The organism is Marinilabilia rubra (assembly GCF_003121985.1).
Taxonomy (GTDB): Bacteria; Bacteroidota; Bacteroidia; order Bacteroidales; family Marinilabiliaceae; genus Marinilabilia; species Marinilabilia rubra.
Genome location: NZ_QEWP01000017.1, coordinates 1 through 22,562, shown reverse-complemented (window position 1 = coordinate 22,562; position 22,562 = coordinate 1). Strand labels below are relative to the sequence as shown.

The 22,562-nt window shown below is 42.1% G+C and carries 18 protein-coding genes; 4 read left to right on the top strand and 14 right to left on the bottom strand.

Annotated features, from left to right (window positions below; genetic code table 11):
• Positions 1–20: 20 nt before the first annotated feature.
• The 4 genes from hemG to DDZ16_RS16420 form a co-directional block, all read right to left on the bottom strand.
• Positions 21–1,454: a protoporphyrinogen oxidase gene (gene hemG, locus DDZ16_RS16435; protein WP_109265580.1), complete on the bottom strand. Its 1,434-nt coding sequence runs from the start codon at positions 1,452–1,454 to the stop codon at positions 21–23.
• Positions 1,455–1,799: 345 nt separating this feature from the next.
• Positions 1,800–3,170: an oxygen-independent coproporphyrinogen III oxidase gene (gene hemN, locus DDZ16_RS16430; RefSeq protein WP_109265579.1), complete on the bottom strand. Its 1,371-nt coding sequence runs from the start codon at positions 3,168–3,170 to the stop codon at positions 1,800–1,802.
• Entirely contained in the window at positions 3,167–4,366 is a 1,200-nt protein-coding gene (locus tag DDZ16_RS16425) for an MFS transporter (RefSeq protein WP_109265578.1), read from the bottom strand. Before DDZ16_RS16425 ends, hemN begins: the two co-directional genes overlap by 4 nt.
• Before the next feature lie 135 nt (positions 4,367–4,501).
• Complete coding sequence (locus tag DDZ16_RS16420) at positions 4,502–6,619, bottom strand: TonB-dependent receptor (RefSeq protein WP_109265577.1); 2,118 nt, start codon at positions 6,617–6,619, stop codon at positions 4,502–4,504.
• Between the two features lie 543 nt (positions 6,620–7,162).
• Between DDZ16_RS16420 and DDZ16_RS21060 the strand changes: the two genes are divergently transcribed.
• The 3 genes from DDZ16_RS21060 to DDZ16_RS16405 all read left to right on the top strand — a co-directional run bounded on the left by DDZ16_RS21060 (position 7,163) and on the right by DDZ16_RS16405 (position 9,500).
• Positions 7,163–7,297, top strand: coding sequence for a hypothetical protein (locus DDZ16_RS21060; protein WP_262511943.1), 135 nt, complete (start codon positions 7,163–7,165; stop codon positions 7,295–7,297).
• 323 nt (positions 7,298–7,620) lie between these two features.
• Entirely contained in the window at positions 7,621–8,943 is a 1,323-nt protein-coding gene (locus tag DDZ16_RS16410; protein WP_232526788.1) for an ammonium transporter, read from the top strand.
• Positions 8,944–9,149: 206 nt separating this feature from the next.
• Positions 9,150–9,500 (top strand): P-II family nitrogen regulator, encoded by a 351-nt coding sequence (locus DDZ16_RS16405; RefSeq protein ID WP_109265574.1) that lies wholly within the window; start codon positions 9,150–9,152, stop codon positions 9,498–9,500.
• Positions 9,501–9,661: 161 nt separating this feature from the next.
• Here DDZ16_RS16405 and DDZ16_RS16400 read toward each other — a convergent pair whose 3' ends face one another.
• From DDZ16_RS16400 to DDZ16_RS16355, 10 genes are all read right to left on the bottom strand, one after another.
• Positions 9,662–10,006, bottom strand: coding sequence for a phenylpyruvate tautomerase MIF-related protein (locus tag DDZ16_RS16400; protein ID WP_109265573.1), 345 nt, complete (start codon positions 10,004–10,006; stop codon positions 9,662–9,664).
• Between the two features lie 49 nt (positions 10,007–10,055).
• A complete protein-coding gene (locus DDZ16_RS16395; RefSeq protein ID WP_109265631.1) occupies positions 10,056–11,057 on the bottom strand; it encodes a mevalonate kinase family protein in 1,002 nt (333 codons plus the stop codon).
• Positions 11,058–11,063: 6 nt separating this feature from the next.
• Positions 11,064–12,110 carry a diphosphomevalonate decarboxylase gene (gene mvaD, locus DDZ16_RS16390; protein WP_109265572.1) on the bottom strand — a complete coding sequence of 349 codons (1,047 nt, stop codon included), beginning with the start codon at positions 12,108–12,110 and terminating at the stop codon, positions 11,064–11,066.
• Complete coding sequence (locus DDZ16_RS16385; RefSeq protein ID WP_109265571.1) at positions 12,107–13,051, bottom strand: GYDIA family GHMP kinase; 945 nt, start codon at positions 13,049–13,051, stop codon at positions 12,107–12,109. Before DDZ16_RS16385 ends, mvaD begins: the two co-directional genes overlap by 4 nt.
• Positions 13,052–13,063: 12 nt before the next feature.
• Positions 13,064–14,374 (bottom strand): hydroxymethylglutaryl-CoA reductase, encoded by a 1,311-nt coding sequence (locus DDZ16_RS16380; RefSeq protein ID WP_109265630.1) that lies wholly within the window; start codon positions 14,372–14,374, stop codon positions 13,064–13,066.
• Between the two features lie 230 nt (positions 14,375–14,604).
• A complete protein-coding gene (locus tag DDZ16_RS16375; protein WP_109265570.1) occupies positions 14,605–15,606 on the bottom strand; it encodes a beta/alpha barrel domain-containing protein in 1,002 nt (333 codons plus the stop codon).
• 66 nt (positions 15,607–15,672) lie between these two features.
• Positions 15,673–16,818: an acyl-CoA dehydrogenase family protein gene (locus DDZ16_RS16370; RefSeq protein ID WP_109265569.1), complete on the bottom strand. Its 1,146-nt coding sequence runs from the start codon at positions 16,816–16,818 to the stop codon at positions 15,673–15,675.
• Between the two features lie 69 nt (positions 16,819–16,887).
• Complete coding sequence (locus tag DDZ16_RS16365; RefSeq protein WP_109265568.1) at positions 16,888–18,873, bottom strand: acetyl/propionyl/methylcrotonyl-CoA carboxylase subunit alpha; 1,986 nt, start codon at positions 18,871–18,873, stop codon at positions 16,888–16,890.
• 3 nt (positions 18,874–18,876) lie between these two features.
• Positions 18,877–19,662 carry an enoyl-CoA hydratase/isomerase family protein gene (locus DDZ16_RS16360; protein WP_109265567.1) on the bottom strand — a complete coding sequence of 262 codons (786 nt, stop codon included), beginning with the start codon at positions 19,660–19,662 and terminating at the stop codon, positions 18,877–18,879.
• 297 nt (positions 19,663–19,959) lie between these two features.
• Positions 19,960–21,567: a carboxyl transferase domain-containing protein gene (locus DDZ16_RS16355; RefSeq protein WP_109265566.1), complete on the bottom strand. Its 1,608-nt coding sequence runs from the start codon at positions 21,565–21,567 to the stop codon at positions 19,960–19,962.
• Positions 21,568–21,912: 345 nt separating this feature from the next.
• Here DDZ16_RS16355 and DDZ16_RS16350 point away from each other — a divergent pair, with 345 nt between their 5' ends.
• On the top strand, positions 21,913–22,461 hold the full coding sequence (locus tag DDZ16_RS16350) for an N-acetylmuramoyl-L-alanine amidase-like domain-containing protein (RefSeq protein ID WP_232526785.1): 549 nt from the start codon (positions 21,913–21,915) through the stop codon (positions 22,459–22,461).
• Positions 22,462–22,562 lie beyond the last annotated feature (101 nt).

The following is a 22,562-nucleotide window of genomic DNA, read 5'->3' as shown; positions in this document are numbered from 1 at the left end:
GATCATTTTTTCTGTTTTGTTCAATCTGTTTGGATTTCAGATTTTTGACGCAGAAGATTTTTTTGAAATTTTTCCTCCAATTCCCGGGCGATGTTAACGCTTTGCTTGATTCTGTCGGCCATTCCAATTCCGTCACGAAGGTTTCCGCCGAGCACGAGCCCCGGAAAATGATCCTCAATTTCTTTGACAGTTTGTATCCTCTCTCCGGTAGAGGCATCATATTGTGGAATGGCATGAGTGTGCCGGAATATTCTTAAAAGATCGGGCTTATCGTTGGTGACCATCATCATTCTCTCCAGTTCGGGCATTACCAGTTTGATAATTTCGTCATCCTTTAAGTCTACGATGTCCTGATTGCGAACTCCCCCAACAAATACAGATAACAATGCTCCATTTTTTGGAGCACGGTTTTTCAGGAACGCGGATAAAAACAAAACACCCAGAATATCCCGATGCTCCTTATATGGAACCAATCCTCCAAAGGCTTTTAAAGGTATGCCCCTCCATTTGTTGTATCCAATAGCCACTTGAGCGACCTTGGCATATTCAAGGCGGGTGATTTTTTGTTTTTCGTCTTCTCTTAAAAAAGGAAGGACAGATGGAACATCGTGGGCTCCTGTGGTCGTAATAACGGCATCGCTTTCTATAAGCAGGGATTCACCATGATGGGTGAATTTGGTGGTGTATTTTTTACCTGCCGGACAAACCGAAACATCGTGGCAGCCAAGTTTTATTTCGTCTTCTGAAAATCTTTTGGTCAGAGATTGTATCAAAATATCCAGTCCCCCCGACATTGAGAACATCTTTTTTGATGCTTTTTTATGGTAGTTGTAAAGTTCCGGATCGTGTTTCTTCTCTTTAATCAGTTCAGCATGTTTCTTAACTCCGCCTTTAATAAAACTTCCATAATTTTGCTCCAGATTATAGAGCTTGGGAAGTGCATAGCGGGTTACCAGTTTTGAAGGATCGCCGGCGTAAATGCCTAATATAAAGGGATCTACGGCATAATCGAGAAAAGATTGTCCCATTCTTCGCTTCACCAACTGAGCCAGAGTTTCATCAGGGTTTTTTCCGCGTTTCCGGAACGGCTCGGTAAGAAGTTTGAATTTGTCTTTCCACGAAAAAAGCGGGGTTTTTATACCATCCCTGATAGATGATGGCAATTGGTGCCATCGTCCGTCTTTCCATATCAAACGTCGCTTAGCAGCTTCGTTGGCCGGCTCTACCTGGAATTCTTCCCCCAGTTCTTCGAACAGTTCTGTCACTTCCGGATTGGAAATCATACCGGTGTTCGGACCACTTTCAAAAACAAATCCTTTTTCCCGATGAGTATGAATGGCTCCTCCGGTGCGCATTTGTTTTTCCAGAATGGTTACATCCCATCCGGCCTTTTTGAGGTAATAAGCTGTTGTAAGTCCGGTAATCCCGGCGCCAATAATAACTGCTTTTTTCATATTAAAGTATCAAAACTCACTGATAAATGGGCATTGCTTTTTATTTTTCTTTGATCTGGTCTGCTTAAATAACTTGCCTTGCTGATGAATTGTTTATTGATTATGACAGTTCGTTATCCCGAATTCTATGGTTTGGCTTTGCAAGAAGCTTTAAATAAGATGTTTGCTTTTTAAAGGTCTGTTTCTCAAAGTCCATAATGTCAATGCAATACGATTCATCTTAAATCTAAAAATCTAAAAATCTTACGATCTATAGTGGCCACTGACCACTGATCACTTGTTTACTGACCACTGACCACTGATCACTGACCACTGATCACTGATAATTGATCATTGATCATTGAATTATATTGTTTTCGAAAACTGCTTTTTAGCAGTCTTCAGCTTGGGATCAAAAAGTGCAGCAATATTGCGGATCAGGAAACGACCTTTTTCTGTTACATTAATTTCAATCTTGTCGAAAGTAACCAATTCGTCATCGGCCAGCGGCTTCAACTGCTCAGGATTAAACCCGGTGATGGATTTCAATTCATCAGCCGTTTTATTGATCCTTGAGGCCACTTCCTGCCAGTTAAGCCGGTTATTGCACATCACTTCGTTGATGACTTCTCTTACTGCCACATCTGTCTCATCAGTCCGGTAACCTTTTTCGATAGGGAGGCTTCCGTTTTTGATCGCTTCAATGTATCTGGGAATATTCTTCGTGTTTTGGGCATATGCATTGTGAAGCTGACTGATGGCTGACATTCCGAAGGCATATACCTGACCGGTGGTTTCGCGGGTGCAATACCCCTGGAAGTTGCGGTGCAGGGTTCTGTTCTTTAACGCCACACTAAGTTGGTCTTCAGGCAAAGCAAAGTGATCCATACCAATGGAGATATATCCGGCTTGCAGCATTGCTTTTCGACCACTTTCAAACATTTTCATCTTCTCATCGGGCCCCGGAATGCCATTTTTTTCCAACGTTTTCTGATGACTCTTTACCCATGGAACATGAGCATAAGAGAAAGTAACAATACGATCGGGCCTGGCTTCAATGGCCTGCTCTATTGATTTTGTAAAAGATTCCGGCGTCTGATAGGGGAGTCCGTAAATAAAATCGAGGTTGACCGATGCATCACCGGCTCTAAAAAGATTTATGATTTGTGATATGGGCATGGCTGACGGTTCTCTGTTGACTGCCAGCAGAATTTTCTTGTCAAAATCTTGTATGCCCAGACTAATCCGGTTAAACCCTTTTTTCAGGAGGCGGTCGATGTACTCCTCGGTTAAGTAGGCCGGATTGCACTCCATGGCAATTTCAGTGTTCTGGTCGGTTTGAAAATGCTTGTAAATGGCATCCATAATCCGATCCACCTGATCCATATTTAATGCATTTGGGGTTCCACCACCCCAATGTATTTGAGTCACACGACGAGAAAGATCGATGTGTTCAGCAACCAGGGTAATTTCCCTGATTAAAGCATCGATGTAATCTTCGTATAAGGTATTGTTTCTTGAAATATGTGTGTTGCATCCACAGTAGAAACAAAGCTGCGTGCAGAAAGGAATGTGCAGGTAAAGCGAAATAGCCCTTGGCTGCTCATAGTTCGATTCTTCAACAGCTTTGATATAATCGCTTGCAGTAAATTCCTCATTAAAAAAAGTGGCCGGCGGATAGCTGGTGTATCTTGGTAACGGCAGATTGTATTTATCAAGTAGTGTTTTGTCAATCATCTCTCTACAACTTTCTTAAAAACGGTTCGCGACAAAATTAATAGTATTATGCCCATATGGGCTTCCAGTATATACATGCCCTGATAACCAAACGAATTGGCAAACTTACTCAGACCTATAGTCAGGAACAGGCTGCTCATGTGCGTTATCACAATCTGTATAGTGAAATCGGTGCCTTCCAGTCCGGGTCTTACTTTATCCATAGCAACGGTATAAATAAAGACTGAAGCCATGCCGTATGTTCCCCATACCATTGAACTGGCAACATAAATTGCCCATAATGGAACGTCCCCATTCATCTCCCATACAAAAAAAAGGGAGGTGAGAAATCCCGCCAGGAAAATAATCTGTAAGGCAGTTGGCCGCTTTATTTTCCTGATAAGCCATCCGCCACCTAAAGAAAATAGGGCTCCTACAGCGGTTCCGTATATTCCGGAGATCATTCCAATCTCTTTTGTGGTATATCCCTGGTCCACCATGAATGGCTTAAACAGGGCCAAAAGACCTATGATGCCTGAGTTATATAGGAACAACAAAAGGAGGTGCCTGATGTTTCCTTTCTGTTTAAAAAAACTGAACCCGTCATCCCATTTCGGGCGTCTTTTGGGGGTCATGTCCTTTTTTTCCAGCGGAAGCCTGGCAAATGTTACAGGCATCAATGCCATGGTGACCAGAAATGCCAAAAGTAAAAGTAAAGCCTGCCAGCCAATGTAATAATAGGCCATAAGCAATACCCCGCTGCCAATGGTTGTTCCCAGAAAGCTTCCGCCCGATTGCATGCTGTTACCCAGGCTCCGTTCTTTGGGCTTTAGAGTTAAAATGGCAAAAGCATCGGTGGCAATATCCTGAGTGCCCGAAGCAATAAAGGCTATTACGACCAATATTATAATGGTGGTAAAATCGGTAGAAAGGTTGAAAAAGCTGACGAATACAATCACCATGGCATAGAAGATTTCGGCTCCGAGAATCCATCTTCTGTAATGCTTTCGTTGCGGACTGGTGTGATCAATCAAAGGGGCCCACAGGAATTTTAATATCCAGGGTATTTTTATTAGCTGGATCAGGCCGATGGAGGTGAGGGAGTATTCTTCCTGCCTCATAATTACGGGCACCACCGTTGAGAAAAAACTCATGGGTATGGATTGTGCCAGATAGAGACTCAGAAGCGTTCCGTATTTCTTAAATGCCTGGTTCATCTGTTATGTTTTTAAATAAAACCTAATGGTTGGGGTGCTATCCCGGATTGATTCTGCGGACAACTAGATACGCATGGCCATGGGTCTCTACCGTAGCTTCATTGTTTGTAATTGCCCATCACTTTCTGAGTAACTCTAAAACGATGCCTTTAACCTAACACCCCATATTGCAGGGATGCCCCGTTGTGCATAATTGTTGCCCAATGCACTGAACCGGAAAACCTGATAATCGGTATCCAGAATATTACGGGCCCACAAAGTTAATCTCAAATTCTTTTTTTCAAGGGTTACAGATCCATTCAACACACCATAATAATCCTGTGAAGCACTGTTCTCATCATCCCAGTAAAGTTTTCCGGTTCCCTGGTAGTTGATGTTTACCAGTGCTTTGTCAAGAATGTTTTCCCGGATGGGGAGGGTTATTTCCTGTCCGGCATAAACAGTAACTCTTGGCGCATAGGGCAGGAAGTTTCCCGATAAATCGGTGGAATCATTTTTCTGGTATTCTGAAAAGGTGGCTCTGGTGTGTCCAATGTTAATTGTTGTTTCCAGAGCTTTGGCTGGCTTTAGGATTATTTCTGCTTCAACACCCCGGCTTTCTGATCGACCGGCATTTTTGAGCATGCTGCCTCGTCCGCTTGGTACCGGCTGGTATATCTGTTGGTTTTTCCAGTCGATGTAGAAACCGGAGATACTCATACGCATCAGGTTAAACAACCATTTGGATTTAATACCTGCTTCATAGTTCCAGCTGTGTTCGGCGTCAAATGTTTGGTCTTCCGCACGCTCAAAGGTGCTGTTGAAGCCTCCTGTTTTATAGCCTTTGGTGAGGGATGCAAAAATATTAACGACATTTCGAAATTGATAATCAAACGTAATTCTTGGGAGTGCTTCTGAGAATTTCAATTCTGAATCGGTACTGTCCACCGGAATAACCCTCCCATTTTGGACCATGTCGTAGTAGTAATCCTGCGTGGCATTTTCCCAGTCAACCCTTATGCCTGAAGTGAATGACAATCCATTGACAATGAAATTACTGATGGTGGTTTGTGAAAACGCGGCCAGCCCGGTGTTGGAGTGATCGTAACTTTTTCGTACGATGGTCGACTTGTCAGGACCTATATCCACTCTTACATCTTTATCCAATTGATGAGAAAAAGCAAACACCCCGATAATGGTTTCCAGATCTTCTTTTTCCACTGTGGCTGTTAGTTCCTGAGAGAAAATATGTTTTGTCTGAGGCTGGTCTACCAGATACTTGCTTTCCTCTGTGAAATCCTGATCAATAACTTGTTTATCATCAATGTATTGTGCACTGGTAACCGATCTCAAAGTGAAATTGTTTTTTTTCCAGGTGTTGACCAGTCCTGCTGTGGCAAGATTTCGATAATAAGAGCTGGGTTCATTATAATCTACCTCTTGAAGTTTCCCGGTTTCCGGATCTATTTTACCATAAGGATAGCCATTCTGGTCGCTGTTTTCGTATGAAACAATGAAGTCGCTTTCCAAATTCCGGCTCCAGCGATGCACCAATCGAAATCGTCCATTGTAAACGTCCATGTTGTCGGCCATCTTTCCTGAATATTGGTTCTCAAAATAGCCATCAGAATGACGGTATTGACCGCTTATCTGGAAATCGGTCTTTTCAGCGATAGGTTGATTAATGATTGCTTTGTATTGCTGAAGACCATAATTCCCGCTTTCTGCTTCTATTTCTATGTTCTTACGCCCCTGGGGACTTTGGGTGAAGACATGAATCAGGCCACCAAGGTTGTTACGACCATACATTGTTCCCTGGGGGCCTCTCAGAACCTCAACTCTCTCTATATTATAGAATTCAAAGTCGAAGGAAGACTTGTCAAATTGCGGAACATTGTCAACATACAGTCCAATGGCCGGACTATTGATTCTGGATCCGATACCTCTGATGTATATGGGAGAAGTAAGCTTGCTTCCATAGGATGGCATATAGAGGTTAGGTACCCTGGTGGTTAAGTCCGTTAAGCCGGTTACTTGTTCCTGTTCAATTTTTGAGGCCGGTACCAGACTTGTAGAGATAGGCAGCTCTTGAAGAGGCCTTTGTTCACGAGCACTTTTTATAACGACCTCTCCCAGCTGAACAGTGGGGAAATTTACGCTATCAAGCGACACCAGGAAGTCGTCCTGTTTGTATTGATTTTGAGCATTTATATTGGTGGCAAGTGAAAGAGAAAAAGCGATAATTAGAAATAGTCCTGTTTTTATGGTCTGCATATTTGGTCTTTACGAATTGAGTATAGTTTTACAAAAAACCTGATCTCCTTCAATTTTATTGCAGGAGTTGAAATCTAAAATAATCCATTTATTAAGAAAATGAGAAAAATCCCGGAAATGACATAAACCCATTCGTGCGTTTTGATTTATCTAAGCATCCCTGACAGATTTTGCAATGCGTTTTTTGCCTGTTGCTTGATTCGGTCAGACAAATTGGATGCCTCATGCAAAATGGACTGAAACCATAAAGGATTGGTCGTGTGTCGATTTGGGCCCTGTATTTTTATCAGGATTAATTTGTTTTTTCAGAACGGCCGGGTACTGCTCAAAAGGAAAATGTCAAATTAAACTTACTAACGGTGGTGGACGGTTTGAAAAATGACCGTTTACCAATGTTTGCAGGATTGGCGCAGGAGGTGGATAGTTAAGAATGTCACTTTTTGATAGCCGGAATTGGGTGATGCTTGTTTTTGCTTCAGCCTTTGATGAAATATTCCGTTTATACTCATTATTCTGAAAAAAACACCGGCTGTAATTCGAAGCATGAGACAGGCAATGGATGTTGCATTCAGAGCTGATTTTATTGCTGCTGTCATCTGTGGTGCATTCACAAGATTGGTCTTTGCCGGGCAAAAAAAAGGTTGCCGCATAAAAGACGATAATGAGAATGTATGGTAAATGTGTGCTTAAAAGCCCCAGATGAAACATAATTGCCATTTTTCGGAATGCCCAAAGATATAAAAAATGGAGGAAATGAAGTGGTCGCTACAATTGGATATCCTGGTGTGCTATTAAAAAGATTGCAGGGTGTGTTTTTTGAAGGGTTTTTTCAGGTTTATTGCATTTATGATATATACAAGGGTGTTTTTGATGGGGGTGGGGCAATAAAAAGTCCAAAAAAATTGATATAACCCCAATTTTGATATATATTTGCACCGAAAAATTGAATTTTTCCTGCAGGACATTTTTTAGTTACTAACCAGACTAAAATAAATTGAACTATGAGTAAGCGATTGTTAATGTTAGCTGCCTTTATGTTGGCGGGCGTGGTCCCAATACTGGCAGCCGAACAACCTGAAATTGATACCGGCGCCACAGCCTGGATGCTGACATCTACGGCACTGGTATTGTTAATGATTCCCGGACTGGCTATGTTCTACGGCGGTCTTGTAAGATCCAAAAATGTATTAGGTACTATGATGCACAGTTTTGCCGCAATGGGGGTAATGAGTGTATTATGGGTAGCTGTGAGTTACAGCATGACTTTTGGAGAAAATGTATTAGGTGGATGGATTGGCTGGAACTGGGATTATGTATTCCTGAAAGGCATTGATCAAACTATTATGGAGGAAGGAATTCCTGAATATGTATTCTCCATGTTTCAGGGCAAGTTTGCCATTATAACACCTGCCTTGTTGGCAGGGGCTGTTGCAGAACGAATTAAATTTAAAAGCTATCTTGTTTTTATCACATTATGGGGATTGTTGGTATACAATCCTTTGTGTCACTGGGTATGGGCTCCTGATGGATTTCTTTTCAATCTTGGAGCTGACGGAGCAATTGACTTTGCCGGAGGAACTGTAGTTCATATTTCTGCCGGTGTAAGCGGATTGGTTGCAGCTCTTTACTTAGGTGCCCGAAGAGGATATCCTCAGCGACAAATGCGTCCCAATAATCTTGTTATTACCTTGATTGGTGCCGGTTTGCTCTGGGTTGGCTGGTTTGGCTTTAATGCCGGAAGCAGCGTCTCAAGTGGACTGACGACTGCCCAGGCCCTGACTGCCACTCAGATTGCTGCTGCGGCAGGTGCTCTGATGTGGATGGTCATCGAGTTGGCCCACCAGGGAAAAGCCACCGCGCTGGGGTTTGCCAGTGGTATATTAGCGGGTCTGGTTGCCGTAACCCCTGCCGCCGGTGTGGTTCAGCCCATCGGAGCTCTCGTGTTGGGAGCGGTAGCTTCCCTGGTTTGCTACTTTGCTATCATTCTTAAAGATAAGTGGGGCTACGATGATAGTCTGGATGCTTTTGGCGTTCACGGTGTAGGTGGTATTGTAGGTGCGTTGTTGCTTGTTTTCTTCATTCGCCCGGAGTGGATGGCTAATGCTGCTGATGCTGTTGGTGGTGCCTGGTCTGTTTGGGATCAGTTTGTTGTTCAGGCTGCAGCGGTAGGTATCGCTATTGTTTATGCCCTTGTGGTGACGATTGTATTACTTTGGATTGTTCAGAAAACAATGGGATTAAAATCAACACCAAAAGAAGAAATGCAGGGGCTTGATCCTTCTTATCATGGAGAAAGAGGTTACGGTATGTTGAATCCCAACTAGTGTTGTTTAAGAATCGTTTTGCGGGGGGAGAAAAGTGAATCCTAAGGCAAAGCGGGATCTTAGCACTGAGATTTATCTTACAGGGTAGCACTCCCTATAATTATTCAACTTATCTGTGAAACATGGCATTTTTGTGAATTTCAAATTAAATTAGTGATATTGTCATGTAAATCAGTTGGTGTTTTTTAATTGAAAAAACAAAGAAAATGAAATTAATAACAGCCATAATAAGAGAGCAGCAACTTGACCAGGTTCGGGAATCTCTCATTTCGTCAGGAATTACCCGTATTACTGTTAGCCGTGTTTCCGGACATGGGGCTCAACGAAATGAGGAAATTTACAGGGGAAGAAGAATTGTCCCCAATCTTATTCCGAAGATAAGAATTGATATTGCTGTAAACGAGGAGTTTGTTGATCCTACTATAGATGCCATTGTGGAAGCTGCCAAAACAAATGGTGGAATGGATGGAGAAGTAGGGGACGGTAAAATTTTTGTTACACCGATGGATCAGGTCGTACGTATACGGACCGGTGAAAGAGGTGGAGCTGCAATATAAGAGGTTAATGATTGATAAAAAAGCGGGAGCTCAAATAGTATTGAGCTCTCGCTTTTTTATAGTTTGTGTTCGAATTCGTAAGGATGTAAGAAACAGGCATAGCATGCCTGTTTGACATTTTAAAATCCGGGCTTTTTATATGGCTTATGCGGTTCGAATTTTTAAAAAGTTCCCTTATTCCATCCCCAGAATTTCCCTGGAGCGTCGGAGAATTGAATGTATATCCTGGAGGGATCAATTCCAAGTTCTTTCTGCACAACTCCGGGTATTTCCCTGGCCAAAATTCCGGCCTGATCTTCTGTCAATCCAATGCTTTTAATTTCAAGAAAAGCCGCATCCTCATCTGAACCACCAAATGTCATGGGGGTGGGCTGATCAAAAATGGTCATTACGAATTTTTCCGGTTTTTGAAGGATTTCTGCCACTTTTTTCGAAGCAGTTTTTAAAAACATGGTTTGCGATGTGATTTCAACGGCTTTGTTTGTACTTACTTTTAATAATGGCATGGTTTATTACATTTTGTGATTTGAACTTTTGTGACTTTCCGGGTTTTTCTTATTCAGAATTGTTTTGTGGAAGTTTGCTTCTAAGATCTTGGTAAACAGGGATAATGTCTAGATTGTGATGCTCCATGACGTTTTTGGCTTTTTGAAGATCTCGCGTGAATCCTAAAATAAAACCACCACCTCCCGATCCACATAGCTTGAGGTAAAAATCATCTGTTTTTATACCTTCCTCCCAAATGTTGTGCACCGAAGCAGGTACCATTGGGCAAAGGGATTTAATTTGAATTTCAGAAAGGTGCTTAAGGTTTTTGTAGAATTGGTTCTTCTCGTTGCTGATAAGGTTGGAAATGCAATCGTTGCTGACAGGAGTAAATTCTTTGTCAACAAAATTTTGAAAACTTTTATCTTGTTTGTATTGCGTCATGAAGTGATCAACGAGAGGGGCCGTCTTGCCGGGTTTCCCACTGTTAATCAAAAATATGGCATCAGATTTCTGCTGATGATATCTGGGAAGTCCAACAGGCTCAATGTGATCAAGGTCTTTAAGCAACAGGGGATGCTTCATGTAACAAATCAGGGGGTCGATGCCGGAACTGGTACCATGAAACCATGATTCAAGTTGGGCCAGTTCTGATTTTAAAGCACGGATGTCGGCAGGTGTCATTGATTCTAGCGGTTTCAGAGCACCGGCAGCATATTTTTTATAAAAAGCTGCAACCAGGGCACCACTGCTCCCTAATCCATAGCCTTCCGGGATTGTAGATTCGAAATACAAACCATCGTCAAGATCTTTTTTCAATCTGTCTGTATCAAATTTGCTGATGATATCTCCACTGTTTACCCATGATTGCAGATAGTACCAAAAATCATAAAGGTGCTGATTACTTCTTTGAGCGAAAGCCAGATCTGTATAACTAGACCTGTTGGGAAAAGCAAGTTGGCCATTAAAATGTGAATATGGAATGGTTAATCCCATTGAGCCCTTTATGATGGAGTATTCCCCAAAGAGCATTATTTTAGAATAAAATATTTCACCTGCCTCTGTCTGCATTTTCATTTAGTTCTTGGTTGCAATTCCTTTTTTAGGCCCTCTTCCCACCTGGTCGCGAATAATACGGCCATTTGCGCAAAAGGGTTTTATTTCTTTTTCTTCCCACTCAGCAATTTCTTTGGAAAATTCATCAGGGTAAAGCAGGTGAATATTTGGCCCTGCATCCATAGTGAAGGTCACAGGAATATCTTTCCTGTTTCTGAAGTCTTTGATTTTTTCAATAATGCTAAGGGTGTTGGGAAGTAACAGAGTATATGGAGGGGTACTGCTCATCATCAGTCCGTGAAGGGACAGTGCTTCAGATTCTGCTATTTCTGCAAAACCTTCAAAACTTCCCGAAGATAGATGTTTGAGTAAAGTCAGCGTGTTTTGCCTTGCCTGGGATATTCTGCCTTCCCGGTAAGGGTGATTATCCATTAATTTATGCCCTTGTGTACTGCTTACCGGTTTATCTTGGCTGCTTACGATTAGAATATCATCGTGTAGGTTCCTGAATACCGGAGCAATATCTGCCGGAACAGGAATAGCATATATGTCACTGCTTTCAGGTAACTCCGACATTCTACCCCAAAGACTCCAGCTTCCATATACTGATCTCGAAGCGCTCCCGGAACCAATTCTGGCCAGAGAAGAGACTTCCGTGATGTCGAGGTCTTTTTTTCCATCCACTTGCTGCTGAAGGTCTGCCAGACAAAAGGCCAATGCACTCATTGCACTGGCAGAGGAGGCAATTCCTGTACTGTGAGGAAAGGTGTTGGTGCTTTCAATGTCGAAATAGTAATTCTCAATTATAGGTAACCTGGGGCGCGCGGCTTTGAAGAATGTTTCTATCTTATTTTCAAATTTGGGAACAGGTTGCTGGTCGAGTTTGAAAGAGAAACCGCCGCCTTCTTTAGGCGTAAGATTCACCGATGTTCTTGTAAATGCTTGGGAGAGGGAAAAACTTACAGACGGGTTTACCGGTTCCTGGATATTCTTTTTTCCCCAGTATTTTACAATTGCCAGATTTGAAGGTGATTGCCACGTGGATGTTAGCGATGCGGTATGTGTCATTTTATACTGTCTAATTTTATGTCTTTAATTTTAAACAAAACGTTCAGCCCTTTTGTTTGAAAGTATTTTTTTGTTTCATCATCTGATAGGGGCGAGAGGGCCATGAAAAAATCACCTCCCCAGGCGCCAAGTGATTTTACGGCTCCGGGGAAATCATTAAAGTGCTTTTCCTTCAATGGTGCCCACCCAATCAAACCACTAATAACAGACTCATGTTCAATCATAAGTTTGCTGAAGTTTTCAAAACTTTTCTCAATACTCATTTGCCTCGATATGTGGCTGATTTCTTTTATAAGTAATGATTTCTTTTGGGTTTTTTTCAAGTGCTCCTTTATTGCTTTGGATGAACTTTGTTTCTTGTTGAGGTATACAACCCATAATTGATCCTCAAACGGGGGATTGAATTGGGTGGGCTCGTGTAACGGGGTGCTTCCGGATAAGACATAAAAAACAGGTCCACTGGCATTGGAACATGCCAGATCATATCCTGATCCGCCAAAAGTCCGGGAGAGTAATTGATATGGATCTATCTCCATCCAGTTAGAGAGATTGCTGATCAGGGTTGAGCTGCTTCCCCATCCCCAGTTTGGATCAAATTCAAGCTCTGTGGTTACCGATTTTCCTGCGAAAAAGTCAGGAGTTACATTTTTTATTGCCGCGGCCCTGGTAAGAATATTCTTGAGTGTTTTTGCTTTTTGTGGATCATTGGTGTCAATAACAGAAAGATCGTTTTTGAAATTAACCGAGAACCACTCGCCTGCAGGAGAAAAAGCTGTCCAGCTAAAAACTGGGGAGGAGTTAGGGCTAACTTTCATGAGTTGTCCTTTTGAAAGAGGTACTGCAAGTGCCATGGCTCCATTTAAAACCATGTATTCACCCGATATTAGAAGTTTGCCATGGGCATAAAAAGATTGCTCTTTTTCCCTGTCTTGAACACTCATACTGTAATTGTTTTATTTGGCTCTCAATGTTTGTAAGTATTCTTCCACAGCCCTTGCAGAAACAGTTTTGTCTGAGAAATATTCCATACATTTTTTTTGTTCTTCCGGGGTGGCTGACATTGCTTTTAAGAGATTGGAGAGATGCAGTTTCATATGTCCTTTCTGAATGCCCGTGGTAACCAATGAAGCCACAGCTGAAAAGTTATTTGCCAAACCTGCAGCTGCCGCAATTCCCATGAGCTCTGTGGCTTCGGGGTTGCCAAGCATCTCTTGTGCGAGGGCTGCCATTGGATGTAGACGAGTGAGTCCTCCAACCGTGCCAAGGGCAAGGGGGGTTGTAAGCTCCATCCGGAAAAGGCCATCCGGTGTTATTTCGCATTTTGACAATGAGCGGTATTTCCCATCTTTGGCTGCCCATGCATGTCCTGCTGCTTCTGCCGCCCTAAAATCATTGCCTGTGGCTATTACAACCGAGTCGATTCCATTAAAAATACCTTTGTTGTGAGTTACTGCCCTTGATGTGTCGCCCAGAGCAATGTCTACAGCTCTTTTAAATTTGCGGGCAAATTCGGCGGGCGAAAGATTAGCACTATATGCTTTAAGGGAATCAACGGGACATTCCACCCGTGATGTAACAAGGCACTTGGTGGTGTAATTAGACAGGATGGCCATTATTATGTCGGGCTCGCCGTATTGCTTCAGTTCAGCATGGGCCCTGAAATAATTTTTCAATGGCTCTTTCATCTCTTCCAGACAGGAGTTGATGAAGTTGGCGCCCATGCTTTCAATGGTTTCAAAGCCTACCTCCAGCTGGAATATGCCGGGTTTGCCATCCAGTTCGATCACTTCCATTTCAATGATGCCCCCACCACGCTTCTCCATTTTGCGCGTTACCGGATAAAGTGCCTCGGAAAGATATTCAAACATAGATTTTGGAAGGGGATCTAAAAAGGAGGCAGGTCCTTTCCATTCAAACCAGATCTGGCCTTTTTTTAATGTGTTGTGAATGGTTGTTTTAAAACCACCATTTGCGGCCCAGAAAGAAGCGGCGCGACTTGCAGCAGCAACTACTGAACTTTCTTCTACAACCATCGGAACTACATATGTTTGGTCGTCAACCAGAAAATTAGGCGCTACACCAAAAGGCAAGTAGAAATTGGACAGTGTGTTTTCCGAAAAATCATCAAATAATTCCTGTTTTTCAGGGTGACGGAAGTCAGCAAGACGATTTGCGAAATCCTCCGGTAATTTGTAATACTCAATAAGTGTTTCTATTTTCTCCTGGCGAGACATCCTGGAAAATCCCATTATTATTGACCCCATAGCGATATAATTAGTGTCTGTCCTTAAAGTACCACTTGCTGCGTTATGCTTGCCACCAAAATACTCATCCCGAAGTATAGGGACTCCGCTTTTGGGGGCTTCGCAAGCCCCCGAAGAAAAATCGGGGCAGGCTTTGCAATTGGCACTTTCTGATCAGATACATGACTAAAAACATACTTTACTTACTTTATAGACAGGCGCTAATTAGCCCTGTTTTGTTCAAAAAAAAATTATAGATCATTTGAAGTGGGAATGAGAAAGTTTTTGGCGATCCCTAATGCTTGTTGCAGCTGATTTATGAAAATGGCCAAATCCTGATAATCTCCCATAGCATGCTTAAGGAAGGTAGACCCCATGCCGAATATTGCATTCAACTTACATTTTTGAGTGAGATAATATCCGTCAGGAACATTGGTTATGCCACCCGAAATGATTAATTGGCGGCAATTAACAGTTTCCTGGTCTACTATTTGGTTCACAAAAGCGGTCATTTCAGCGGCTGTATGTCCAACTCTTCCGAAGGTGTCAAAATGAGAGTTATAACCTTTCGTTTGCCTGTTTAACTCTAGTTTAGTGAAGTTGGTACCTCCCAAAGCTCCAAATTCAATGGCTTCAAGGGGCAGTATGAGAAGTTTTTGCAAACTCGCCGGTCCCATTCCCTGGCCCACTTCTTTTACAATGACTCTCAGATTGGTGCGATAAAGAAAAGCTTCAATGGTTTCGATGGGAGGTGTTTTTAGAAAATCCCCTTCAGGTTGAAAAGCTTCCTGAAGGGGATTAATATGAATGATAATGCCATCAGCTTTAAGTTTCTCAACCAGCTCTTCCACCAGTTCTTCCTGCTTGTTCTCCACCAGCTTTTCCAGCTGAGCAATCCCCAGATTAGCATATAATGGAGTGTTGCTACCCATATATTGTCTGACATCGAAATCTGCCAGATGTTGATCATCTTTAAGTAGTGAGCGACAAGAGCCCAAACCCATTCCCATTCCGTATTCTCCGCAGGCTGTTGCCAAATTACGGTTGATGGTTCCGGCTTTTTCTGTTCCACCGGTCATGCTGCTTACCCACATCGGAAGCCGCATAGACTTTCCGGCGAAACTGAATGGTTCAAACCGCCCGTCGTGGTGAGCAGCCAGTAAAGGTTCGTAATAAAACCGCCTGTCAGCATCACCGGTCTCTGTTCTGGAAGAGAAAGCCAAATCTATATGGTCTTTTTTTCTGTCACTCATTAATAATTTTTTAAACAATGATCAAAAAAGCAAATTTAGTCAGACTGTGGTGGTCTTTGGTTACTGCTATTTTATTCCAAGATGTCTTGCAATCACAAATCTAAGAATTTCAGAAGTTCCTTCACCTATCTGCAGTATTCTTTGATCCCGGTAAAAACGCTCGATGGGATTGTCCTTAAACAGACCGGAACCACCAAATATCTGTATGGCTTCATCAGCAATTTCGCGAGCAATTTCCGAACTGTAAAGTTTTGCTATAGCTGCTTCTCTGCCATATGGCAAACCCTGGTCTTTGAGAAGACAACCTTTGTAAAGTGTATTTCTGGCCAGCTCAAGTTTCATATCCATATCTGCCAGTTTAAAACTGATGGCCTGAAATTTAGAGATGGGTTGTCCAAATTGTTTACGCTTATGGGCATATTCCAACGCCATTTCAAATGCCCCCTGCGCCAGGCCTACCCCCATTGCAGCAATTGACAAACGGCCTGCGTCGAGTGTTTTTAGCATGTAGCGTGCTCCCTGGCCTTCTTTTCCCAAAAGGTTGGAGTGAGGAACACGGCAATTTTCCAGTTTAATTCGACCGGTATCTGAGGCGCGCCACATCATTTTTCCTGTCATTCGTTCCGAGGAAAAACCGGGAGTATCTTTTTCAACCAGAATTGTGGTTAGTTTCTCTTTCCCGTTTTCATCGGTCACCATAACCTGAAGTGTAGCCCCGAGGGTAAGTTCATTGGCCGAATTGGTAATATAACGTTTGCTGCCGTTGATTACCCATTGGTCGTTTTCCCTGACAGCCTTGGTTTGAGTGCCTCGTGCATCCGAGCCTGCGGTTTCTTCCGTTAGTCCAAATGCCCACAAATGCTCGCCAGAGGTGAGTTTTGGAAGATATTTTGCTTTTTGCTCTTCATTGCCATATTCAAAAATAGGATTGATACCCAGACTGTTATGGGCAGCGATAGTGCCTGCCTGAGAAGCGTCAATCCTTGAAAGTTCCTCTACTGCAATGATATACGAGAGGGTGTCCAGTCCCTGGCCTCCATATTCTTTGGGGAGGGTAATTCCAAAGAAACCGGCTTTTCCCATTTTTCGGGTTAATTCCGAAGAGAATTTTTCCTCCCTGTCCAATTGTTCTGCTTCAGGCTTGATTATTGATTCGGCAAATTCGCGCACTTTATGACGATAAGCTTCGTGTTCTTTGGTGGTTAATATCATGGATTATAGATTTAATGAATGATGTTTTAACAATTCAGTGGCTCATTGTTTTATGATAAAACGACCTGGCTAATTTTCAAATTCTACCAATACCTGTCCGGCTTTAACCTGGTCTCCGTTATGAATGCAAATGTTTTTTAAAATGCCGTCGGATAGAGCATTAATCGTATTTTCCATTTTCATGGCTTCCAAAATCATCAAAGGCGTTCCCTTGGTGACCTTTTCTCCCGGAGAGGCAAGAACAGAGGTGATTCTGCCTGGAATTGGAGCTACTATTTTGTCCATATTTTCATGACTATTATGCAGTTCAACCTTTTTGGGGAGCTGAAATCCCGGAATGAGACGGTAAGTATAGCCATCAGCACCCAAAAGCAATTCACCACTTTTCAGGTACTGCCAATATAAATAGTGCCAGATGTCTGTTAGCCTGAAAGACATATGGTTCCCTGAGAAAACCATGTCTGATATTGGTGGCATTGTCATTCCTTCAGCTTCCCAGAAAAGATTGTTTTGGCCACTCTCATTTGTTCTTTTTAATTCATATTCTTTATTGTTGAATTTTACCGTACAATGGCCACTCCACCGCTGGTGTCCAAGTCTTGACCAAATATTCCGGGAGGATTGCTGCCTGTAGCGGCTCAGCCAAACCAGGTAAGCGGCCCAGAGAAGACGGGTTTTTTCACTTCCGTTGGGGTTAATTGCTTCTTTTAATATGTTGTGATGCTGTGCCGTAAAATGAGTGGTGGTGTCTCCATTTCTGAAAGCGTTGGTTTTTAGCAACTCACTCAGATAAGGCAGGTTCGTTGTTACCCCAAGGATAGATGTTTGCTCCAGAGCATTAGATAATTTCGTAATAGCAGCATCTCTGTTGAAAGCATATGAGGTAATTTTAGCCAGCATCGGGTCAAATTCAGGCTGAATCTCAGTTTTTGTGTCGAAGAAAGTATCGGTTCTGACTTTCTTTGAATCCGGCCATTTTACAAAATTTATATCTCCCGGAGCCGGGCTGAAATCTGTTAACGCATCTTCTGCATAAACTCTAGCTTCAATGGCATGCCCTTTTATTATAATTTCATCCTGAGTGAAATCGAGGGGGAGGCCCATCGCTACTTTAATTTGTTGTTCAACCAAATCCAGGCCTGTTATGGCTTCGGTAACGGGGTGCTCTACCTGAAGACGGGTGTTCATTTCGAGGAAATAGTGTTTGCCCTGACTGTCAACCAGAAATTCAACAGTTCCGGCATTATGGTAATTAATGGCACGACATAATTTAAGCGCATCAGCGGTAAGATTTGACCTTAGTTGCTCATTGGCAAACGGAGATGGGGCTTCTTCAATGATTTTTTGATAACGTCTCTGAATGGAACACTCTCTTTCAAATAAGTGTACATTGTTTCCACTTTGATCTCCGAATACCTGAACTTCAATATGCCTGGGGTTCTCTATGTACTCTTCTACAAAAACGGTTTCATCACCAAAATAGCTTTTTGCTTCACGGCCGGCTGTCAGGAGCATCTCTTCCAGGTCTTGATAGTCGCGGGCTATCTTCATTCCTTTCCCGCCACCGCCTGCCGCAGCTTTGATGAGTAGGGGGAAGGAAAGAGTTTTATGGTTATTAAGAATTTCCTCACCTTTTCCAGTGAGCGCCCTGGTAACAGAAATACCGGCTTCCCGGGCAATCTCCCTGGCCCTCAATTTGTTTCCCATTTTAGCAATTGCTTCAGGGGAGGGGCCAATCCATATCAATCCTGCTTTTTCAACTTTATCAGCAAAAACCGTATTTTCAGAAAGGAACCCATAACCCGGATGAATGGCATCAGCTTCATAGGATATTGCTAAGTTGATCATAAGATCAGCATCCAGGTACGTTTTTGCCAAATCAGTTGATTTCAATAGAAATACTTTATCAGCTTTTTTGGCTGGTAAGCTCTCTTTTTCATGGGCAGTGACAGGTAAAACTGTGTTTATACCCATCTTTTGAGCCGTAGATATAATACGAAGGGCAATTTCCCCCCGGTTGGCTACAAAGATTTTATTAATCTGGCGCTGGTTCATTTCTTAACGGTTCCATGATGGTTTGCGCTGAGCAAAAAAGGCATTTACCCCTTCCTGACCCTCTTCTGAGATTCGGGCATCTGCTATTTTTGTCGAACAATATTGCATTAACTCTTCGTCAATTTTAACAATTTCATGATCGATTCTGTTCAGCAGATTTTTAGTTTCTTTGGTGGCCAAAGGATTGTTTCTGGCAATATGATTTGCTATTTCCCTCGTTCGGGGAAGAATTTGTTCCTGACTAAAAATGTATTGGACTAAGCCGTTTGCTTTTGCATCTTCTGCAGAAAATTTCAAACCACTTACCAATACTGAACGTGCAAAGGCAGATCCGGTCTTTTTTACTACCCAGGGGGCTACGGTAGCAGGAACCAGTCCGAGTCGTGTTTCTGAAAAGGCAAAATTGGCTTCAGGAGTTGTGATTACTATATCAGCACAAGCCATTAATCCAATGGCTCCACCAAAAGCACCTCCTTCAACACTTGCAATAACAGGTTTAAGATAATTGTTCAATGTATCGTAGAGCTTATTGAATAAATTGGCATCCGCCATATTTTGCTCGTGACTTTGCTCTTTGGCATTTTGCATCCAGGCAAGGTCTGCTCCCGCAGAAAAAAATCTCTCTTTTCCGGAAATTACCAGAACCCTGAATTGACTACTATCTGCTGTTTTTTCCAGAAAATCAATGAGCTGTTCAATTAACTCCTTATTGAGTGCGTTTTTCTTTTGAGGTCTGCTCAACTCAATATAGGCTACATGTTGAGCATATTTTTTAGTTAAGTATATCATAGTAATAGATCGTTAGATTCATTGATTTAAGATAATTCGTATATTATTGATGGCAATAGGTTGTTAGTCCCGGGGCTTTTGGATAGACGAAAGATGAACACTTTAGTGTTGTTAATCTGCATTTTATTACATTCCCTTGATCTTTCATAAGTGGTAGAATAACTAATTATTACCAGTGTTTAACCGAGTGTTGTGATAATCTGTGTTTTAATAAATATCATGTCATGAAACAATTAAAATGGATTACAATACATTAGAATAGTTTAACGAACGGTTGTCATAGTTTTGTGTGAAAATTTACATTCTGAAAATTCCGTATCTGGGTTTTTCAACTGTTTTTCGGGACGCCATGTGTATGGCTATACCGAGTATATCCCTGGTTTGTAGCGGGTCAATTATTCCATCGTCCCAAAGTCTGCTTGTGCTGTAATAGGGTGAGCCTTCAGTTTCATACTTCTCCATGATCTGGTCTTCAATGGCTTTTAATTCCTCTGGTTTAACCTCTTTGTTTTTGGCTTTTGCCTGGTCTTTTTTCAAAGTAATAAGAACCTCTGCGGCTTGTTGAGCTCCCATTACTGAGATCCTGGCATTGGGCCACATGAAAAGAAGTCTTGGGTTGTAAGCTCTGCCACCCATGGCGTAGTTGCCGGCACCATATGAGCCGCCTATTATTATTGTAAAAAAGGGTACTACGGAATTTGCCAGTGCATGCACCATCTTTGCCCCGTCTTTTGCAATTCCACCATGCTCATAATCTTTCCCCACCATAAATCCCGTGATGTTCTGAAGGAATACCATCGGGATTTTGCGGTGATTGCATATCTCAATGAAGTGAGTGCCTTTGAGGGCGGATTCAGAAAACAGAACTCCGTTGTTGGCGAGGATTCCCACCTTCCTGCCATGAATTCGGGCAAATCCGGTAACCAGAGTATTTCCATAATCCGGTTTAAATTCGTGAAACCTGCTTCCATCGGTAATACGCATTATGATTTCCCGGACATCAGGAAATGAACTTTTACCAGCTGGAATGAGTCCGTATAATTCTTTCTGGTCAAATATTGGAGATTCAGGTTCATTAGTGTTCTCAACTACTCCCGTGTCGTCATCAGTTGATTCAATTATGTCGCGACAAATGGAGAGAGCATGTTCATCGTTTTCAGCAATGTAATCGGCCACTCCACTGATGCTGGTATGAACAGCAGCTCCACCAAGTTCTTCCGAGGTGACTTCTTCACCTGTTGCAGCTTTAACAAGGGGAGGGCCGGCCAGGAATATGGTTCCCTGATTTCTGATAATGATGGTTTCGTCACTCATGGCTGGGATGTAAGCTCCTCCTGCTGTGCATGAACCCATCACAATTGAAATTTGTGGAATCCCTTCAGCAGATAATCGGGCCTGATTGTAAAAGATCCTTCCAAAATCTTCTTTGTCAGGAAAAACTTCTGCCTGGTTTGGTAGAAAAATCCCTCCTGAATCAACCAGATAGATGCATGGCAGATGGTTTTCTCTTGCAATTTCTTGTGCCCTGAGATGCTTTTTTATGGTTTCGTGAACATAGGTGCCACCTTTTACCGTGGCATCATTGGCAATGATCATAACCTCCCGGTGGTGGATGGTTCCAATGCCGGTGACTATACCTGCTGAGGGGAATTCGTTATTGTATTGATCGTTGGCAGCAAGTTGCGATAGCTCCAGGAAGGGGGTATGGGGATCCAGTAATTTTTCAATCCTTTGGCGTACCAGTAATTTGCCCCGTTCAACATGTTTCTCTTTGAGTTTTGGGGGACCACCTTCACTTACCTCTTCGATTTTTTGTTGAAGTTTTTGAACAAGAGATTGATAAGTTGTGTAATTACTTTGAAATTGGTGGTCATTATTATTTATTTTGCTTTCAAGTGGATTCATGAACAGTGGTTTTAGTATATCTTTGAAATAAATCACCTCCTGATTTTATAAGCCCATTGCATAATATTGATGTATTTCCTGTTTTAGGGCCGGTACAGCATTCTGTTTTAACTTAAAAGAGTTATGAACTTGTCTGAATAATGGGGTTTAACAGGATAATTAACTCTTAAGATAATGAATTGTTCGTAACTCCGGATAGTATTTCACATACCCGTTTTACCAATGGTTGAGATTGAGGGATAAAATTTTGGAAACATTAGATGAAAATGAAAATTATGTGATGCATTAATTTAATTTGTTGTAAATGGGTTGCGGCTTTCGAGGGAATCGCATAATTTTGGTCATATGGAAAAAAAGACCGTTACCGTATTGCTTTTTGCCCTTCTGCTTATGTTGTCATGTTCAAGTTCCGGCAAAAAGAAGCAAGAAGATGATCGTTCACATTTAAAAACTGCAAAAGAACCCAAAGGGGTAGTTTTTCTTAACCCGGTTGATTCTTTGAGGCTGAGGGAAGTTTATCAATATTCAGAATCGCTAAATCTTTCTGATAGTCTGCTTTCATCAGTTATCTCCCATGTTGCTTTGCATTTTCGCGGGATCCCTTATGTGGCAAATACTCTTGAACAGGAAGGGGAGGAGAAGATGGTTATTAATTTACGGGAATTTGATTGCACTACATTTGTTGAAAACGTTCTGGCTATTGCCAATTGTATTAAAGAGGACAATATGCATTTTGAATGTTTCCTGAACCGGCTGACAGAAATTCGCTATAGAAAAGGGATTATAGATCAATACCCTTCACGATTGCATTATTTTAGTGAATGGTTGGGCGATAATAATGCAAAGGGATTATTGAAAATAGTTAGTAATGTGAATCAAGGGTTGAAAGCATAGTTTAAAAAAGCAGCAGATAAACGACCAAAGGCATGAACTATCAATCCTTTTGTCGACCGAACCTTGCTAGCCCTTTGTATATCTGTTTTTTCGATTAGCCA

Bases quoted from the DNA above. Each gene is read 5' to 3' on its own strand.
- DDZ16_RS16365 (WP_109265568.1), bottom strand. From the start codon at position 18,873: ATGAACCAGCGCCAGATTAATAAAATCTTTGTAGCCAACCGGGGGGAA.
- DDZ16_RS16420 (WP_109265577.1), bottom strand. From the start codon at position 6,619: ATGCAGACCATAAAAACAGGACTATTTCTAATTATCGCTTTTTCTCTT.
- DDZ16_RS16355 (WP_109265566.1), bottom strand. From the start codon at position 21,567: ATGAATCCACTTGAAAGCAAAATAAATAATAATGACCACCAATTTCAA.
- DDZ16_RS16350 (WP_232526785.1), top strand. From the start codon at position 21,913: ATGGAAAAAAAGACCGTTACCGTATTGCTTTTTGCCCTTCTGCTTATG.
- DDZ16_RS16405 (WP_109265574.1), top strand. From the start codon at position 9,150: ATGAAATTAATAACAGCCATAATAAGAGAGCAGCAACTTGACCAGGTT.
- DDZ16_RS16395 (WP_109265631.1), bottom strand. From the start codon at position 11,057: ATGCAGACAGAGGCAGGTGAAATATTTTATTCTAAAATAATGCTCTTT.
- mvaD (WP_109265572.1), bottom strand. From the start codon at position 12,110: ATGACACATACCGCATCGCTAACATCCACGTGGCAATCACCTTCAAAT.
- DDZ16_RS21060 (WP_262511943.1), top strand. From the start codon at position 7,163: ATGAGACAGGCAATGGATGTTGCATTCAGAGCTGATTTTATTGCTGCT.
- DDZ16_RS16385 (WP_109265571.1), bottom strand. From the start codon at position 13,051: ATGAGTGTTCAAGACAGGGAAAAAGAGCAATCTTTTTATGCCCATGGC.
- DDZ16_RS16370 (WP_109265569.1), bottom strand. From the start codon at position 16,818: ATGATATTAACCACCAAAGAACACGAAGCTTATCGTCATAAAGTGCGC.
- DDZ16_RS16360 (WP_109265567.1), bottom strand. From the start codon at position 19,662: ATGATATACTTAACTAAAAAATATGCTCAACATGTAGCCTATATTGAG.
- DDZ16_RS16425 (WP_109265578.1), bottom strand. From the start codon at position 4,366: ATGAACCAGGCATTTAAGAAATACGGAACGCTTCTGAGTCTCTATCTG.
- DDZ16_RS16380 (WP_109265630.1), bottom strand. From the start codon at position 14,374: ATGGGGTCAATAATAATGGGATTTTCCAGGATGTCTCGCCAGGAGAAA.
- hemG (WP_109265580.1), bottom strand. From the start codon at position 1,454: ATGAAAAAAGCAGTTATTATTGGCGCCGGGATTACCGGACTTACAACA.
- DDZ16_RS16400 (WP_109265573.1), bottom strand. From the start codon at position 10,006: ATGCCATTATTAAAAGTAAGTACAAACAAAGCCGTTGAAATCACATCG.
- DDZ16_RS16410 (WP_232526788.1), top strand. From the start codon at position 7,621: ATGAGTAAGCGATTGTTAATGTTAGCTGCCTTTATGTTGGCGGGCGTG.
- DDZ16_RS16375 (WP_109265570.1), bottom strand. From the start codon at position 15,606: ATGAGTGACAGAAAAAAAGACCATATAGATTTGGCTTTCTCTTCCAGA.
- hemN (WP_109265579.1), bottom strand. From the start codon at position 3,170: ATGATTGACAAAACACTACTTGATAAATACAATCTGCCGTTACCAAGA.